General features: G+C 39.6%; 17 protein-coding genes. 12 read left to right on the top strand and 5 right to left on the bottom strand.

What is annotated here, in order from left to right:
- Positions 1-193: 193 nt before the first annotated feature.
- Positions 194-346: a hypothetical protein gene (locus tag PHV30_08245; GenBank protein ID MDD5457007.1), complete on the bottom strand. Its 153-nt coding sequence runs from the start codon at positions 344-346 to the stop codon at positions 194-196.
- 166 nt (positions 347-512) lie between these two features.
- On the opposite strand from PHV30_08245, the gene PHV30_08240 reads away from it, so the two are divergent.
- Both PHV30_08240 and PHV30_08235 read left to right on the top strand, forming a co-directional pair.
- Positions 513-1550 (top strand): beta-ketoacyl synthase N-terminal-like domain-containing protein, encoded by a 1038-nt coding sequence (locus tag PHV30_08240; GenBank protein MDD5457006.1) that lies wholly within the window; start codon positions 513-515, stop codon positions 1548-1550.
- A 109-nt stretch (positions 1551-1659) separates the two neighbouring features.
- Complete coding sequence (locus PHV30_08235; GenBank protein MDD5457005.1) at positions 1660-3354, top strand: LCP family protein; 1695 nt, start codon at positions 1660-1662, stop codon at positions 3352-3354.
- Positions 3355-3487: 133 nt separating this feature from the next.
- Here PHV30_08235 and PHV30_08230 read toward each other — a convergent pair whose 3' ends face one another.
- The 4 genes from PHV30_08230 to queD form a co-directional block, all read right to left on the bottom strand.
- The gene (locus PHV30_08230; GenBank protein ID MDD5457004.1) at positions 3488-3880 is read right to left on the bottom strand and encodes a response regulator; all 393 of its coding nucleotides are present in this window, start codon (positions 3878-3880) and stop codon (positions 3488-3490) included.
- A gap of 46 nt (positions 3881-3926) precedes the next feature.
- Positions 3927-4322, bottom strand: a complete 396-nt coding sequence (locus PHV30_08225) for a response regulator (protein ID MDD5457003.1) — start codon at positions 4320-4322, stop codon at positions 3927-3929.
- A 65-nt stretch (positions 4323-4387) separates the two neighbouring features.
- The gene (locus tag PHV30_08220) at positions 4388-5209 is read right to left on the bottom strand and encodes a DUF2837 family protein (protein MDD5457002.1); all 822 of its coding nucleotides are present in this window, start codon (positions 5207-5209) and stop codon (positions 4388-4390) included.
- Complete coding sequence (gene queD / locus PHV30_08215; protein MDD5457001.1) at positions 5202-5561, bottom strand: 6-carboxytetrahydropterin synthase QueD; 360 nt, start codon at positions 5559-5561, stop codon at positions 5202-5204. Before queD ends, PHV30_08220 begins: the two co-directional genes overlap by 8 nt.
- A 47-nt stretch (positions 5562-5608) precedes the next feature.
- Here queD and PHV30_08210 point away from each other — a divergent pair, with 47 nt between their 5' ends.
- The 10 genes from PHV30_08210 to PHV30_08165 all read left to right on the top strand — a co-directional run.
- The gene (locus tag PHV30_08210; protein ID MDD5457000.1) at positions 5609-6307 is read left to right on the top strand and encodes a polyprenol monophosphomannose synthase; all 699 of its coding nucleotides are present in this window, start codon (positions 5609-5611) and stop codon (positions 6305-6307) included.
- Positions 6276-7784 carry a glycosyltransferase family 39 protein gene (locus PHV30_08205; protein ID MDD5456999.1) on the top strand — a complete coding sequence of 503 codons (1509 nt, stop codon included), beginning with the start codon at positions 6276-6278 and terminating at the stop codon, positions 7782-7784. The genes PHV30_08210 and PHV30_08205 overlap by 32 nt, the downstream gene beginning before the upstream one ends.
- A gap of 86 nt (positions 7785-7870) precedes the next feature.
- Positions 7871-10177 carry a methyl-accepting chemotaxis protein gene (locus PHV30_08200; GenBank protein ID MDD5456998.1) on the top strand — a complete coding sequence of 769 codons (2307 nt, stop codon included), beginning with the start codon at positions 7871-7873 and terminating at the stop codon, positions 10175-10177.
- 84 nt (positions 10178-10261) lie between these two features.
- Entirely contained in the window at positions 10262-11020 is a 759-nt protein-coding gene (locus PHV30_08195) for a substrate-binding domain-containing protein (GenBank protein ID MDD5456997.1), read from the top strand.
- Between the two features lie 68 nt (positions 11021-11088).
- Entirely contained in the window at positions 11089-13863 is a 2775-nt protein-coding gene (locus PHV30_08190; protein ID MDD5456996.1) for a methyl-accepting chemotaxis protein, read from the top strand.
- A gap of 68 nt (positions 13864-13931) precedes the next feature.
- On the top strand, positions 13932-14201 hold the full coding sequence (gene rpsO, locus PHV30_08185; GenBank protein MDD5456995.1) for a 30S ribosomal protein S15: 270 nt from the start codon (positions 13932-13934) through the stop codon (positions 14199-14201).
- A 34-nt stretch (positions 14202-14235) separates the two neighbouring features.
- Positions 14236-16305 carry a polyribonucleotide nucleotidyltransferase gene (pnp, locus tag PHV30_08180; GenBank protein ID MDD5456994.1) on the top strand — a complete coding sequence of 690 codons (2070 nt, stop codon included), beginning with the start codon at positions 14236-14238 and terminating at the stop codon, positions 16303-16305.
- 9 nt (positions 16306-16314) lie between these two features.
- The gene (locus tag PHV30_08175) at positions 16315-17565 is read left to right on the top strand and encodes a pitrilysin family protein (protein MDD5456993.1); all 1251 of its coding nucleotides are present in this window, start codon (positions 16315-16317) and stop codon (positions 17563-17565) included.
- Positions 17565-18011 (top strand): dUTP diphosphatase, encoded by a 447-nt coding sequence (gene dut / locus PHV30_08170; GenBank protein ID MDD5456992.1) that lies wholly within the window; start codon positions 17565-17567, stop codon positions 18009-18011. Before PHV30_08175 ends, dut begins: the two co-directional genes overlap by 1 nt.
- A gap of 247 nt (positions 18012-18258) precedes the next feature.
- Positions 18259-18408: 4-hydroxy-tetrahydrodipicolinate reductase (locus tag PHV30_08165; GenBank protein MDD5456991.1), on the top strand; the 150-nt coding region annotated here is incomplete at its 3' end.

The following is an 18408-nucleotide window of genomic DNA, read 5'->3' as shown; positions in this document are numbered from 1 at the left end:
GATGCGCTGAGGTTGTGGCTGTGCATGAAGATACAGTAATAGCGAATGAAGATATAGACGATATAACTCTTCTATAAAAATCAGCTTTGATTATTTATTTTTTATTAAATCCCGGAACGGTAATATTCCAGGGCATTTTTCTGAAAATAAAATGAAAGTCTGCTAAGCGGCTGTAAAAATTATCAAAGGTTTTCTAATCTGTTCGCAATAAAATAGGTTTCCCCAAATAATTATTCAAACCGGCGGAGTGCATTGTAACCAGATAGGAACAGGCTGCGCTGAGCCCGGATTTCTTAGGTAATTCCGGATAGAACTCGTCTGCAAAGATTTTAATATCCGTCTTCATGTGTAACCTGATAAGATCTGAGATTTTTTTGCCCTTTAAAGAGAATATTTTGTAATCTGTATTCAGAATTAGATTATCGTCAAAAAATTGCTGATATTCCACTGCAAGTTAATTTGGAAAGTTTTTAGAAAATTTAAAATGTTTTTAATGTATAATAAGTGTTTATATGCAAGCTGTTATAACTGCTTATAATATGGTCTCTCCTTTAGGGCAGGGTAAAAATGAAACCTGGAAAAATGTTTTTTCTGCGGCTTATTTACCCCGATACAAATTAAATAAAAGCGAGTTCGAGCTGGCTGATGCTTTATTTGAAGGTATTAAACCGGAATTGGAAGGGATTGCTCCCGAGCGTACTGCTGTTGTGGTGGGCAACAGTAAATACAATTTTTCCTCTATGGGAGATGATAGCAGGTTCCTGGATTTTTTTTTACAACATAATCTCAGTTCCTATCTGGCTAGAAAAGTAGGCAGGGGCTGTATACCATATTCAGTTAGCGCCGCCTGCGCCACAGGTCTGGTGAACGTAATAAGGGGTGTAGAAATGTTAAGTCGGGGTCTTGTGGATGTTGTAATTGCCGGGAGTATAGAAACATCCAAAGTTCCGATAATTGAAGCCGCTTTTAGCCAAATGGGCATAATCAGCAGGACCGGGCAGACCAGACCTTTTTGCCAAAACCGCGATGGATTTATAATAGGTGAGGGAGGGGCTTTATTTGTTTTGCAGCGTAAGGACAACAATATAAAAAATTCTGCTCCGGTTATAAAAGGTTACTTTTATGGCAACGACTGTACCGATGCCATTGCTTTTGACAGGGATGGAAAGTCTGTGGAAATGTCTGTTAAAAAAAGTATGCAGATGACGGATTTAAGTGGAATTGATTATATAAACACTCACGGTACGGCAACGGATCTGAATGATCTTATGGAAATTAATGTCCTGAGCAGGATGTTCTGTTCCGGGCACAAACCATACCTGGGCGCTACCAAATCTTATACCGGTCATCTGCTTGGTGCCACTGGATCGGTGGAACTGGCTCTTTGTCTGCTGTCTATGGAACAAAAGCGGTTGATACCTAATAAGTTTATTGATCAATTGCTTCCGGAAATCAAGCCATATTTACGGGAACCAGCCGAACTTAATTCTTTTCTAACTCTTAATTACGGTTTCGGCGGACATGTAGCCGCATTGGTAGTGGTAAATTAAACAAAGATAAAAATGAAAAAAGAGGATACCCCCCAGAGCTACGAGCCCATAGCCTGCTCACGAAATACCCCGGTTTACTATAAATCTTATCTGCCATATAATAATCCCTATGTATACAAGGCGTCGCCGGAAAAAGAATCCGTCTTTTTTTAAAGTTTTTTTAATTTCTCTGGCCCTCTCTTTTTTTACCATGATTTTAGGGCTTTATCTGGGCATACTTTTCAGTCAGTGGAAGCTGGTTAATGTATTGCTTACGCTTATGCCCCAAAACAGGGTGGAGCAATCCAGAAACGTATTGATTATCGGCATAGATGATGTTAAAGGCAGCTCACGCTCCGACAGTATCATGGTTGTAAACATCAATAAAAGCAAAAAAAGAGTGGGTGTTTTATCCATACCCCGTGATACATATATAGAAATACCGAATCATGGTTATACCAAAATTAATCATGCCTATGCATTTGGCGGGATAGACCTGGTAAAAAGTACAGTATCCAGATTTTTGCAGATTCCGATAGATTATTACCTGGTGCTTGATATGGCCGGCGTTAAAAATATGGTAGATCAGATCGGCGGCGTGGAAATGGATATCAAATACCGCATGTATTATGTGGATAAAGCCGGTGATTTGTATATAGATTTTCAGCCGGGCAAACAACAGCTTAACGGCCAGAAAGCCATGTCCTATCTGAGGTACAGGCATGATCATGGCGGCGATATAGGTCGTATCAGCCGTCAGCAGAGTTTTGTGAAGGCAGTAGTACAAAAAATGATGTCCCCCCTGCAGATTATCAAATTACCGCAGGTGATCAGCGACTTATCCAAATACGTAAAGACTGATCTTACTTTGGGACAAATGTATACACTGGCCCTGGAGATAAAAGATGCAATGGATGATGAACAAATTGCCATAAGTACACTTCCCGGAGATGTTGTTTTGCTGGGAGGAGTATATTATTGGAAAGCCGATCTTTCAGCCGCGGCTAAGGTTGTAAATGAAACTATTCACGGATTTAGTACCAGAAATTATATGATACAGGAGGAGCTGGCCCTTACGACCAGCGCCGGCACTACACCTGACAATTCACTTGCATTGATCAATCATATGGACAGGCAGGTGTCAGATGATAAAACCGATAAGGCAAACAGGGCAAAAGAGGAAGCTGACAGAATAAAAAAACAACAGGAAGAAAAAGCCAGACTGGAAAAATTGGCCAAGGAAAAAGAAGAAAAGGAAAAGCTGGCCGCACAAAAAATTGAAAAAGAGAAACAGGAAAAGGCGTTAAAAGTAAAATTAGCCAGAGACAAAGAAGAAACTGAAAAGAAAGCCAGATTGGCTAAGGAAAAACAGGAACAGGAAAAGCTGGCCAGAGAAAAAGCTGAAAAAGAAAAGCTGGCCAGAGAGGCTAAAGAAAAGGAAGAGCAGGAACGAATAGCAGCTGAGAAAGATGAGCAGGAAAGGATTGCCAAAGAAAAAGAACATTTGGTGAAATTGCCTATTTTTCAGCAGGGCACAACCGTCAGCATAGAAGTGCTTAATGGCAACGGAGAGCCGGGTATTGCTTCCAAAGTGGCCGGTAAACTGAAAGCCAGGGGTGCAATTGTTCCGCGAGTAGGCGAAGCAGCTCATCATAATTATCAAAACACAGTTGTGGTAGACTGGAAAGGTCGCACTGAAGAAGCCCTGGAACTGGCTAAAGCTTTAAATATAAATCCTTCCTACATTGTTACCTATTATTTACCCAAGAAAACTTTGGATATAACGGTAGTTGTGGGTAAAGACTGGGATAGTCTGGGTAACTAGAAAACATTGTCATCCCGACCATAGTGGAGGGATCTGCGTTGTGCATATTCACTGATGTTTGGGTTTCTCTACAGAGCCTGTCCTGGTTTAATATATGATACATCCTGAAAGAAGAGTAGTTTTGAACCAAAAGTTAAATAAGTTTATGCAGTTTCAAGCGGTCCATCAGCTGTTCGGCTGTAAAAGGTTTCATAATATAGTCATTGGCGCCTTTTTTTAAAGCTTCAAGCACTTTTTGTTTGTCGGTTATGGAGGTTACCATAAAAATTGTCGCTTTTTTGTTGGAAAGAACACACATTTTCTTTTCCATTTCTCTCATTTTTTCCAGTATGACCATGCCGTCAGGGTCAGGCATACGAATATCCAGCGCGACAAAGTTATAGCCGTGATTTGTTCTTATTGCTTTTTCAAACGCGGGTAATGCTTCAGTGCTTTCGCTGATTTCAGTACAATCACCTAAAGGTTTTAAAATTTCCAGCAATTTTTTTCTGCTGATCAGTTCATCATCTATGATCAAAATATTCATAGCAGTATTTTATTTCTTTTTTAAATAAATATCCAGTAGGTAGAATTTATTTCATCAGACCATGAAGTTTCATGCGGTCCAAAACCTGTTCCGCAGTAAAAGGCTTCAAAATATAATCATTGCTCCCTCTTTTTAGTGATTCCAGTACATGGTCCTTGTCATTAAGTGATGTAACCATAAATATTTTTGTTTTTTTCTCCGGGTGCACATTAAATTTTTTTTCTATTTCCCGGAATTTTCCTACTAAAATCATGCCATTCGGATGCGGCATATGAATATCCACCGTAACAAGATTGAAATTTTTATTAGTCCTGACGGAGTGTTCAAATACATCAATGGCTTCAGAACTTTGACTGATTTCAATACAATTACCAAAAGGTTTTAAAATTTCCAGCAATTTTTTTCTGCTGATCAATTCATCATCGATAATCAGTATATCCATATTTAATAAATATTTTATTGCTATTAATTAAAAATAGCCATAGGCCCCGGATCAAAAAAATGAAATTATATTAACCTGGTTATAGCCATGATATATTCTACAGCAGGGAAAAGTATGAGTTGGGAAATAATAAGAACCCCGATTATTCTTGATATAATCAGAAAAAAAACAACACTTTTTACATCGGCATCAGGTCTTTTTTTATGAACTGCCTGATCTGTAATTCGCGCTCCGGTGGGGTCAACCATCAAGGTAAACAGGATTGTGGCAATACCGTTTACTATACCGGACAACTGGATGGCAGTGGCGCGCAGATCCGGCAGATAAGCGCCGGCCAAGAGAGAAGATAAAACTCCTATGGAATAGATGGATGCCACCAGTCCGTTCAGGATTAAAAATTTTTTAGGAATACTTTTTAAATGTATATCTTTTAACATACTGAATTTCGGCCAGGTCAAACAATTGATTATTTTTTTGAAACGTCTCGGCGATATCAGTGTCAGAAAAAACATCCTTGGCAAAGAACCGATCCGCAGAAAACTGTGTATAGCCAGTTCATAAATTTTAACCATCGAAGGTGTCAGGATGGTCGCCAGCAGTATACCCAGAAATCCTGAAAACAGTATGATCCTGAAAGCCAGTTCCAGGTTATGCAAGGAAGTTTGTGTGCCGATTTTTATTGTGTCATCAACCATTTTGCCCAGGAGTGGCGCCTGAAACATGTTGCTTAACCTGGATATCAGCAGGGTGGATGTGACAAAGGACATAGCGATGGCAATTTGTCTGGTTTTCAGCCCGGCATAGCGCATGGAATAAGCCAGGGTTTCCGTGATATTTATCAGAAAGGTAAAAAAACAGACAAAAATTATGCTTTGCCAGTTAATCATTGTAATAGGTGGCAGAAGTGATATCGGACTCCCACACAGTTACCTCAGCAAGCTGAATGTGCCTGGGCAGTTGTTTGGCAGCCTGTTCGAAAATATATTTGGCAAGATTTTCTGATGTGGGAGAAAATTTCAAAATGTCATTGAGGAACTGGTGATCAAAGCGGTCGCGAATTTTTTTAAGGATTTTTTTCAAGTCCTGAAAATCCATAAGCATACCGGTTTCGTTTAGTTTATTACCTTTGACTTTAAGTTTTATCTTCCAGGTATGGCCGTGCAGATTTTCACATGGGCCCTGATAGCTTACCAGCTGATGTGCAGCCGCGAACTTGTCTTCTACGTTTAATTCATACATATTCATTAATTATAGCTTAAGAATAAAGCTTAGGCTATAATGAGAAAATGCTTCTTTCTGTTGTAATACCTACATATAAGGAAAAAGAAAACCTGCAGGAATTGCTTCCGCTTGTTTCGGATGAGCTGACCAAAGCTAAGATTCCTTTTGAAATTCTGATTGTTGATGACAATTCTAACGACGGTACGGAAGAACTGGTAAAAAGCCTGAAGATGAGAACAATAAACCTGATTGTTCGCAAAGATAAAAGAGGCTTATCTTCCGCGGTATATGACGGTATTTTGCAAAGCAAGGGAGAGGTTGTGTGTTTCATGGACGCTGATTTTTCGCATCCACCACAGGCTCTGCCCGGCATGTACAGGCTTATAGAAAATAATGAAGCCGAACTGGTGGTGGGCAGCAGACTGGTAAAAGGCGGAGGAGTGGACAAGTGGCCCTGGTACAGGAAATTCACTTCTTTTGTGGCCCGCTGTCTGGCTATTCCTTTAACACCGGTGCATGATATTACCTCAGGTTTTTTTATGTTTAAAAAAAGTGTTTTCCCCCAAGAGAAACTAAATTTGTCCGGCTTCAAGATAGGTCTGGAAATTGCCGCTAAAGGTAATTATAAAAAAGTAAAAGAGTATCCGATTATTTTTAGCGATAGAAAATATGGTGAAAGCAAATTAAGCGGCAGAATAATCTTCGATTACCTCAAGCAACTGGCGCAGTTGTATGTTTATAAAATCAAGTTTTATAAAAAATAGAATGGTATCATTGTTAAAGCACAGATTCCCCAGGTTTATCAAGCCCGGTTTAATATATTTGGGCATTGTATTCTTTGTTTATCTGCTGTTGGATAAACGTTTTATTTTTTGGGGCGACGAGTTGTGGTCCTATTTTTACGCGGCCAAACCTTTTTTCAGGTTTTTAAATGAATATTTTTTTGTCCGGGCCGATAATCATCCGCCCTTGTATTATATACTGCTTAGCATAATTCATAAAATTTTTCAGGTTACCCCTCAATCTGATATTATTTTCAGGATACCTTCAATACTTTTTTTTCTGCTTACAGTCTGGTTTATTAATGTTAAATTTCTGAAAAATACAACCGAAAGAGCAATATTCCTGGTACTGATAACCTTTGCTCCGTATTTTATTCTTTATTCCCGAATGGTTCGTTATTATACTATGGCTGCCCTCCTGCTGATAATCGCCTATTATTATTTAAGGCTGTGGCTGGATAATAAAGAAAGATCAGGCAGGTCTATGCTTATACTGCTTCTAGCTCTGCTTGTCTGGACTGATTACCCGGGGTTTCTTTATTTTATGGCCGTAATGTCTGTTGAGCTTCTGCTGAAAAAACGCTGGAAGGATATAGGGCTTATTTATGGAGTATTGCTTATCGTAGCGCTGCCCCTGGCAATTATCAATATGCCGGATGTGGCGCTTCACGCTCAGTTGGGTTATCAAACATATGCCGGTTTGATGAAGCAATTTATTCTGGGTATTTGTTTCCCGTTTTATTATTTTCTAATCGGTGATTATTTCGAACTGAAAACTTTCTTTTTGTTAATTCCCTTAATTTTTTATGGTATATACGTGGTTGTCCGTTCCAGAGATAAAACTATGATCTGTTACTTTCTGGGGTTTATTTTGATCAACGCTTTTTTCCTGACCTTTATGATCAAGCGTTATCCTGTATTCAGCTATGCCAGGTTCATATTGTTTGCCTGTTTTTTATTTTATATTATGTTATCGAGGCATCTGGCCGAAAAAATAAAAAACCGGTTCTGGGTTGTGCTTTTGGTCCTGGGCATAAATGTTGTCGTAATCACCAATTATCTAGGGTTCAGGAATTTTATCAATCCGGTTTATTTTATTCCGGCGGACCAGCTGAAAAACGGATTTTTGCTTTTGCAAAAAAAATATCCGGACCTGAAAATAATGAAACCGGAACCTTATAAAGAAGAATCTTATTTCGGAGACAAGTACTTTCCGGGGCTTGTTGAAGCTGATCTAAATAAGCAAGGTTATTATCTGCTGCTGAAATCTATGCGTTTGGGAGAAAATCTAACTGATCTGAACAGATACCTTACCGAATATGAAAGTAAATATCAGTTTAAAGTTGAATATTTGTCAGGGTTTGACAACATAAATATCAGGTCCAAGGCAATCCTGTTCAGATTACATTTTATGAAAATACCGTATAAATATTATTGGATAGTATATAAAAAAAGTTGAAAAGTAAGTTGAAAAAAAAAGAAGGCTATATTAATATCATACTAAATACTATGATTTAAATTGCCCTATGGGGGTAGGGATTTAACGTGAATATAAAATTTAAACTTAATCTTTATACGTTAGCATTTTTTGCCATTATACTGATTATTTCTTTTTCCAGCATTTTAGGTATGTGGTTTGTGAAGAGCAAATTATACTATCTGACCTCTAAAAGTACTCCTTATCAGGTTAAGACCGTAGAATTCCAAAAAGCTCTGCAGCAGTCTACGGCAGAACTTATCAAGGTTAGTACCCTAAAAAATTCCGCTGAATTTACAAAAGCAAAAAATGACGCCCAGGATGCTTTAAATGAAGTAAAAAAAACACAGGACGCCCTGAAGGATTTGTCCGGTGCCTATAGTTCGCAAACCTATGAAGAACTTTTAAAAGTATCAGGTGAACTTTTTGAAATCACTCAGGAACGGTTAAAAGCCGAAGCAGAAAGTAAAGAGGCCAAAAACAATATCACGGAAAAGTTGAATATGGTAACAGTCAAACTGCTGAACCTGGAAAGCCGTATCAGAAATCTGCAGACTGGTTTCTCCGCATCTTATACTACATCTCTTAAAGACACAGATGCTATATCAGTCCGGATTAATGATGTCCGTCTTTTAAAAGAAAAAGTTTTAAACATACAGCTGGGAATTTTTGAAATTCAGAAAGCAATGGATAAAAAATCTTTATTGATAATTCGCAGCAAAATAAATATGGCTGTTAACGATGCTTTGAAAAACGGAACTCTATGCGAGGAGCGTGGTAATCAGAAGCTCTGTGATGACGTAAAGTCTATTGCGGGTAAAATAGATGATTTGATCAAGCAGAAGACTATTCTTATTTCAGCAACGGAAAACAGTGATACAACGCGTTATGATTCAGTCAATAAGGACCTTGGTGAACTGATTTCCGTACTGATGATGGATATAGAGAATCAGATGTCTACCAATAATGATTCTTATAATGCTGAAGTTAGCAGGCAAAGCAATATTTTCAGTAAAACCAACATAGCAACCAATATTTTGATGAACAATTCGGAATTTACGGCTATCGGCTTGTCTGTCAAAGCTATCAGCAACGAGCTGTTTACAATATCCGCTGTCAGCGATTTGAACGCTACAAAAAAAGACCTGGAAAATATATTTGATAACGCTGTAAGGGTCAGCCAGAAACTGGAGAGAGGATTTAATTCCGTGAATGCCAATAGTGAACTGGTAACCTTAAGAGAGGTTTCCGGAGCGATAAGTTCAGTTAAGGACTTGCTGTTTTCCGGCCAGGGGATAATAAATAAGCTGGAAAACAATTTGTTGATCCAGGACAAGGCAGCCCGGATCAATGAAAAATTGAGGCAGATTGTGAAACAGCAGACGGAAAAAGGTAAAGTAACCATATCTACTGCCCAGGTTGAACAAAATCAGACAATAAAAAATGTAAACTCCTTTGTCCGTTTGCTTATTCTTTTGCTTTTCATTATTTGTTTTTTTGCAGTCCTGATCGGACTTGTATTTGGCATGATCCTTAAAAAAGCCATAATTGCACCGCTCGCGGAATTATCGGATATGGTACAGCAGGTGGAGGAAACAGGTGATTATAGCCTGAGAACAGAGGTAATCCAGAAAGACGAAGTAGGCTTAACCATTCTGGCCTTTAACTCGCTGCTTGATTCTCTGCAGTCTGCCATGAGGGACATCAATACGGTCATGGCGGAACTCGCCAGGGGTAACTTTACCATGCATATTCAGACAGATCTGAAGGGTGATCTGAATGATATGAAAGAAAATACCAATAAATCCGTTGAAGATTTAAAAATCACCATGCAGCAGATATCCGGAGCTATTAAGGAAATGTCCGATGCGCTGAACAGTGCTATGGAGCATATTCAGTACGCCAGCCAGAGAGCCCAGGAATCTTCAGTTATGGTGGAAGGAAGCCAGTCTCATATAAAGAAATTAAAAGAAGTAATGTCTGATATTTCGGCCAGTTCGAACAAGATCAATAAAATTACCGCAGTCATTACCGAAATAGCCAATAAAACCAATTTACTTTCGCTTAATGCCGCGGTTGAAGCGGCCCGGGCCGGGGAGCATGGTAAAGGGTTTGCCGTGGTCGCTGACGAAGTGCGCAGTCTGGCCAGACATTCGGGAGAATCGGCCAAAGACATCCTTGATCTGGTAGAAGAAGCGGTAAAAAATATTAATTTCGGTGTTAATACTTCTAACGAGATTAGTGAACAAATGGATAAAGTTGTTTTTGCCGTTAAGGAAACGGATTCCATGCTGCAGCAGTTGGCAGCATCCATGGAAGAGCAGAATGGCGGAATAAGGGCAATTAATGATCAGGTGCAAAGATTTAGAGTATAAAAGATAAAAGAGGGGGTGCAGAGGGCCGAAAAGAATCCGGTTTTTATAGATTGTACAAGTTTGGTTTGAAATGAGGAGGAAAACATGAAAAAAATTTTGTTGTTTGTAATGTTAATCAGTGTGTTCGGTATGATGACTTTGTCCCTGGCCGAAGAATTAAAAGTAGGAGCAGGCGCGGCGCCGGCTGAAAATGTGTTGAAACCTATCAGGGCAGCATTTGAAAAAGCTACAGGAATCAAGCTTACAATTATTGCCTCAGGTCCTAAAATAGCTTTGCTTGATCTGGATAAGGGCGCGGTTGATGCCGCAGCAGCGGGACTTACCGTACAAAGCTGGGCCGATGTTATGAAAAAAGAAGGCGTGGAAGTAGCGGATATGTCTGTTTATACACCTTTTGTAATAGGCAAGGACAAAATTAAAGTTATTATTAACAAGAATAACAATATCAAAGCCTTGTCCAAAGGGCAGCTGAAAGGTATTTTTACCGGAACAATAACCAACTGGAAAGATGTTGGCGGAGAAGATATGCCCATTATTGTTGTCTGGGGTAAATTGATTCAGGGTACAAATTCATTATTTATCAAAAACATGATGGATGGCGCCGAACAGTTAAAAGATGTGCTGGAAGTAGCCACTGCGGATGATATTAAAAAGAACGTAGCTCTGACACCGGAAGCTATAGGAATAGGCCCGATGACAGTTGCGGATGAAACCGTTAATTCTCCTGAAACTCCGGAAATTTCCAGGCCCATTACGCTGATGATCAAAGGTAAACCTTCTGCCAGTGTTCAGAAACTTTTGGATTTTATCAAAGGTGAAGGCCAAAAGTATATCTTGAAGTAATAGTGTGATTATAGAGCAGGGTAAATAGTTCTGATTTATCCTGCTCTTTTTTGCGGGGGATAGGAAAAATGAGTTTTAAAACTAAATTATCAACCTACATAGTAACGATATCTTTAATTATTTTGTCTATATCTGTGACCAGCATAGTGGCCATGGGTTTTATCAAGAGCAGGTTATCCTACATTACCCAGAGAAGTACTCCTTATCAGATAAAAACCATAGAATTCCAGAAAATGATCCAGAGCCTGATGAACCAGTTTACTCAGCTGAACGCAATTCAGGATATGGCAAATTATGAAAAAAATAAAAAGGAAGCGCAAAACCTTTTAGTTATCTTGAAAAATAACGAGCAGGAATTACAACTGATGGGCCTGAAAAATATAAATACTTATCAGGAATTCAGTGACATTTCCGAACAGTTGTTTGGTATTGTGGAAAGCAGGATCAAATCCGAGCAGGAAAATCGTTCAGCCAAAAACAAGATAAATGAACAGCTGGATGAAATTTCTGTCAATCAGGCCCAGCTGGACCAGAGTATAAAGAAATTACAGCAGAGTTTGTTTACCAGATATAAAGTTTCGATTAAAGATACAAACAACATGTCACAGAAATCTAAAAACATAAACATGATCAAGGAAGAACTTAAGAATATTCAAATATTTTTGTTTGAGGCACAGAAAGCCGTTGATAAAAAAGGTCTGATTATCATCAGAAGCAAAATTAATTTTTCTATTAACAAAATAAAACAAAATGAATATTTGAAAGCGTCTAAAACTCTGGATTATGATATCAAATCTTTTTTTGATTATTTAAGTGATATAGTCGCTATGCAAATGAAGATGGTCGGCCGGGTAACCGGCAACGAAACAGATGAGTTCCAGGCCAAAGAAAAAGAACTTGGAGAAAGATTGTCCGTATTGCAGCTTAATATCGAAAATGACCTGAATAATATTAACTCCGAGTATGCTTATGAAGCAGAAAAGCAAACCAAAATATTCGGCCAGGTAAACCAGGCTACCGATATCCTGCTGAACAATTCGGATTTCAATTCTTATGTTTTATCTATAAAAGAATTGACCACCCGGATATTTACCATCAATAAGCGTGATGAACTTAAGGACCTGGAGAACAGGATGAACAGCATGTTTGATGCCATAAACGCCAAAGGGGAATATTTAAAAGTTCATCTCAGGAACCTTAATGCCCGTGAAGAACTGAAAATTTTTGAGACTGTGCAGGAATCAATAAAGTCGGTTAACGAACAGTTATTCACCGGGAACGGTGTGCTGGCCAAAGCTTACAAACAGATAGAACTTCTGGGCCAGTCAAAAACCGTAAATGAAAAAATAACCGCGATTGTTCAGACTGAGTCACAAAAAGGTCAGGAAAACATAGTTAAAGCTCAGACAGAGCAGACAAACATGGTAAAAAAAGTCGGCAGATTTTTTAAAACCACGATTCTGCTGACTATCAGCGTTTCTGTTATCGCTACCTGTATCGGTATATTTTTTGGGATTGGCTTGCTCAGATCAATTATTAAACCTTTATCCGATTTATCAGTGTTGGTAAAAACTGTTGAGGAGACAGGTGATTTCAGTAGGCGTGCGCTGGTAAAAACTCAGGATGAGGTTGGTGTTACCCAGGCTGCTTTTAATTCATTACTGGATGCTCTGCAATTTGTTATAGAGGACCTCAAAAAGGTGATGCAGTCAATATCAGTCGGTGATTTCAGCCAGCGAATAACAGCGGAATGCAAGGGAGCCCTGAACATTATTAAGGAAAGTGTGAATCATACTACTGATGTGCTGAAAACTACAATGGAAATACAAAATGAAATGATGCGGCATTTGATTAACGGCGAGCTTAATGTTAATCAACAGGTAAACCTGGAAGGTGAATTTAAGGCAAGTATTGAATTGATACTCAAGACAATGTCGACACTGCAGCTGATTATCAGCAACATTAATCAGGTCATGGAAAGTATGGCCGGTAGCGATCTCACCGGAAGAATTACTGTAGAGACCACCGGAGAATGGTCCAGATTAAAGGAAAATATCAACGCTTCCATAAAAATGCTTTCCGGTACCATGTGTGATATAGGACTGAATGCTACCAGGGTGGCTGATGCTTCGCTGCAATCCAGCAATACCATAGAGTCTATAAGTCTGAATGCTACTACGCAGGTAGCTACGGTCGGGGAGATAGCCGAGTCTATCGACAGAGTGTCATCATCAATCATGGAAGCTTCCAAAAATGCTGAAATGACCAGACAGAATTCCGGAGAGGCTGTACAGGTTTTAAATGACAGCAAGAAGGAGATACAGAACCTGCATCAGGTAATGGGCGACATATCGGCCAGCAGCAATAAAATCAGTAATATTATAGAAGTAATCAGCGGTATTGCCGACCAGACCAATTTGTTGTCGCTTAACGCCGCGATTGAAGCCGCCAGAGCAGGTGAACATGGAAGAGGCTTCGCTGTTGTAGCTGAAGAGGTGCGTAAACTTGCGGAAAACGCGAACCAGTCTGCCAAGGAAATTGCCGAACTGATAAGCCAGGCAGTTTTTCATACCAAAAAAGGTGTTTCCACGGCTGACCAGGTAACTCTGAGTATGGAAAAGGTGGTCAGTACCGTGCAGGAAACAAATAGTAAAATGCAGAATATAACCGAAGCTATGGGGCAAACCAACAAAGCCATGGAAGCAGTGAATACCAGCATCAATACTCTGCATAATATAGAAGAAAATAATGCGGCAGCCGTACAGCAGATAACCGCGTCTTTATCCGAATTATCCAGAATTTCTCTCCATACCAGAGAACAGGTCGAATTATTTAAATTATAAATAAAAATTCATTGTCGATAATTATTTTTATATGATAGAATGACCTCGATCATTAGGAGGTGAAAGACGTGAGTTTAGTGGACAGACAGAAGACCGCAATTATAGAAGAATATAAGATACATGATAAAGATACAGGTTCTCCGGAAGTTCAAGTGGCAATTCTAACTAAAAGAATCAATCATCTGGTTGAGCATTTAAAAGTCAATAAAAAAGATAATCATTCCAGAAGAGGACTGCTTCTCATGGTAGGCCAAAGAAAAAGGCTTTTAAATTATCTGCAGAAAACAGATCCGAAAAGATATCAAAGTGTCATTGAACGTTTAGAATTAAGAAAATAATTAATCCGCAGCGGATTTTTAGGAGCAAATCAATATGGAAAAAAAGGCCGTTAAAACAGTATTTCAGGGAGCAGAGTTCTCATTAGAGACAGGATGGGCAGCAAGACAGGCCGATGGTTCGGTATGGGTCAAATATGGCGATACCGTGGTGTTAGCCACAGCAGTTGGAAAAAAGGAACCGAAAGAGGACCAGGATTTTTTCCCGCTGACTGTAGATTATTCGGAAAAAATGTATGCCTCAGGCCGTATACCGGGCAACTTTTTTAAAAGAGAAGGCAAACCCTCCACTGAAGCGACTTTAATTTCCCGCTTGATCGACAGGCCGATCAGACCTTTATTTCCTGAAGGATTTATGAATGATGTGCATGTTACCATAAACGTACTCAGTTATGATGGTGTACATTTGCCGGAAACTTTGGCTACAGTAGCTGCTTCCGCAGCCCTGAGTATATCTCCCATACCTTTTTCCGGTCCGATAGCCTCCGTTATTGTAGGATTGATAGATGATAAATTTGTGATCAATCCTCCTACTGAAAAATTGGCTGACAGCAAACTGCATTTATCCATCGCCGGCACCAAAGACGCGATTATGATGGTAGAAGCCGGTGCTGCATTAATTACCGAAGAGCAAATGCTGGAAGCATTAAAGATAGGCCATGAAGCGCTTAAATCATTGATCGTATTACAGGAAGATTTTATTAAAATGGTTGCCAAACCGAAATGGGAAGTTACCTTAAAAGAAGTTCCCAAAGAAATGGTTGATGAACTGAAAACAAAGTTTGCCAAAGATATAAAAAAGGCAATGAATGTTACCGGTAAATTAGAAAAATATGCCGCTCTGGAAGAAGTAAAAAACCAACTCAATAAATATGGTATTGAAAAATATGGCGAAGATAAAGCCAAAGAAGTGGCTAAAGTTTTTTCGCAACTGGAAAGTGAAGAAGTAAGAGACGCGATAGTTAACCATCATCAGCGGGCAGATGGTCGTAAAATTGAAGAAATCAGACCTATAACCTGTGAAGTAGGAGTGTTGCCCAGGGTTCATGGTTCGGCCTTATTTACTCGCGGTGAAACACAGAGTCTCGGTACGGTAACATTAGGCGCTGGCAAAGATGAAGTAATAGTTGACGGTCTGGAAACTGTTTTTAAAAAGAAATTTTATCTGCATTATAATTTCCCTGCTTTCAGTGTAAACGAAGTAGGCGGCAGGCCAGGTCCGGGGCGTAGAGAAATCGGTCACGGCGCGTTGGCTGAAAGAGCGTTGTCTTATGTAATTCCTGACGAAGAAAAATTTCCATATGTTATCAGAGTTGTATCTGATATTCTGGAATCCAACGGGTCCTCATCAATGGCCAGTGTCTGCAGTGCATCCATGGCGTTGATGCAGGCAGGTGTGCCTATTCAGGAACCCATTTCCGGTGTGGCCATGGGGCTTATTAAAGAAAAAGACAAGTTTGTAATTCTTACTGATATTGCCGGACTTGAAGATCATTTAGGCGATATGGATTTTAAAGTAGCCGGTGGTAAAGACGGAATTTCCGCTTTACAGATGGATATCAAAATTACCGGTGTTACTTTCGAAATTATCAAGGAAGCTTTAGCCAGGGCTAATAAAGCCAGACTGGAGATTCTGGGCAAAATGAATAAAGTTATTGCCAAAGTAAATCCGGAATTATCCGAATATGCTCCACGTATTGAAACTATCATGATACCCGAAGATAAAGTTGGTGAATTGATAGGACCATCCGGAAAAAATATAAAAGGTATTATTGAGAGAACCGGAGTAACCATTGATATTGCCGACGGCGGCAAAGTTAATATTGCTTCCGCAGACTTAAAGGCAATTGAAGCGGCCAAACTGGAAATTAACAACATGTTAAAGGAACCTGAACCAGGGGCCAAATACCACGGTACTGTTAAAAAAATTATGAATTTTGGTTTATTTATTGAATACGCGCCCGGTAAGGAAGGACTTTTGCATATTTCAAAAGCCTCGGACACATATATCAACAGACTTGAAGATGTCTTCAAAGTCGGCGACAAGATAGATGTGGTAATCGAGGAAATCGATGCAAAAGGAAGGGTTAATTTTTCAAGAGCATAGGAAACTCATTTGTATCGCATTGAGAAGCTACCAAACGGTTTAACTATAGTTTTAGAATCCATTCCATTTGTTAAAAGCATTTCGCTTGGACTATTCGTGAGCTGCGGTTCAGGCAATGAAAGTTTGGAACAAAACGGTATTTCCCATTTTGTGGAACACATGAATTTTAAGGGGACCAAAACACGTTCTGCTAAAGATATTGCCGAAATTCTGGATTCTGTGGGCGGCAAGTTGAATGCTTACACCAGCAAGGAGCACACCAGTTATTACACAACCGTGCTGGATGAACATTTTGACATAGCGCTTGACCTTATGACCGATATTTTTTTCAATTCTATTTATCGTGAGACTGATATTATCACAGAAAAAAAGGTAGTACTGGAAGAAATTAAAATGTACGAAGACAGCCCGGACGAAATAGTGCACGACCTTTTTGTGCGCAATATCTGGCCTAATTACAATCTGGGACAACCGGTAATCGGCGATAAAAAAGTTATAGAAAATATAAACAGGGAAAGTATCCTGGAATATTTGAAACATAATTATATTCCGGAAAATATTATTATTTCCGTAGCCGGTCGTTTTAAAATGGATGAAATGATAGGTAAGCTGAAAAAAGTTTTTTCCGCGCACCGGGGAATAAAAAAAGTAAAGAAAATTTCTTATCAGCCAATTTTTAAACCTGCCTGCAATTTGATTGAAAAAGATACAGAACAGGTACATTTTTGCTTTGGCAGCCGCGGAGTTTCCTATCATGACAAGGAACGCTACCCGCTGCTGGTGCTTTCCAGCATAATTGGCGGCTCCATGAGCAGTATTCTTTTTCAGGAAATCCGGGAAAAAAGAGGCCTGGTCTATTCCATTTTTTCTTATCCTTTATACTTTAAAAATTGCGGACTGTTTGTTATTTATGCCGGTGCTGCTCTGAACAAAGCCAGACAGGTCCTGGAAATTATTGTGGAAAAAATGAACGATCTGAAAAAAGATATCCCGGACAAAATGATCCATACAGCCAGGGAACAATTAAAAGGCGGACTGGTTCTGGGCCTGGAGTCTTCCTCCAATAAAATGTCCTGGAACGGAAAAAATTATTTTTATTATGAAAAATATGTTAAAGTTAATGAATTATTCAAGGTTATCAATAATATAACCAAAGACGAATTGCTGGAGTTGATGAATATGGTTTTTAACCCGAATTATTATGCGCTTACGGCACTTGGCCGCTTTAAAGAAAAAGATATTTTTAGCGGACTTTTATAATGCTGAATAATGTTACTATTCAAGTAGAGCTTCTGGAACATTTTTCCGGGTTGAAACTGCCCGAATATAAAACCATCTTATCTTCCGGTCTGGACCTGGCTTCTGCGGAAGATACGATTATGCATAAAGGAGAAAAAAAACTTGTAGCCACAGGTATAAAAATAGCAATCCCGGCCGGTTATGAAGGCCAGATCAGGCCTCGCAGCGGCCTGAGCCTGAAGGAAGGGATTATTATTCCCAATACACCAGGCACAATAGACGCTGATTATCGCGGTGAAGTTAAAATAATTTTGTGGAACCTTGGTGAAAAAGATTTTACAATAAATAAAGGCGACCGTATCGCGCAGCTGGTCATAGTTCCAGTAGTGCGCGCGGAGTTTGAAGTTGTCGGCAGCCTGGATATAACCGCCAGAAATGACGGCGGCTTCGGACATACCGGGAAATAAATTTTTTCGCCTCTCTCCCTGACCCTCTCTCCGTAAACGGAGAAAGGGAAAAAGGGAATTGGCTTCTTCCTCCCCTCTCCACTGGTGGAGAGGGGTCGGGGGTGAGGCGGGGTGAGTTATAGAAAAAGAAAATTGGCTTCTTCCTCCCCTCTCCACTGGTGGAGAGGAGGTGGAGGTGAGGCGCAGAGCCCTGAGCCCCGAGCTCTTGGCTCTTATCACAGCGCTAGCTGTATGAGGAGGTTAATAAATGATAAAAGTTGTTGTTAATGGCGCGCTTGGCAAAGTCGGACGTGAAGTTACCAAAGCTGTAAAGAATTCCAAAGATATGACGCTGGAACGCGAACTGGATGTAAAAAATGATTTGGGTGAATACCTGTCCAGGAACAAAACTGATGTG

It is taken from the genome of Candidatus Margulisiibacteriota bacterium (assembly GCA_028715625.1).
In the GTDB taxonomy this organism is placed as follows: domain Bacteria; phylum Margulisbacteria; class Riflemargulisbacteria; order GWF2-35-9; family GWF2-35-9; genus JAQURL01.
The sequence above is the reverse complement of the archived record's forward strand: the minus strand, read 5'-3'. Positions and strand labels throughout refer to the sequence as shown.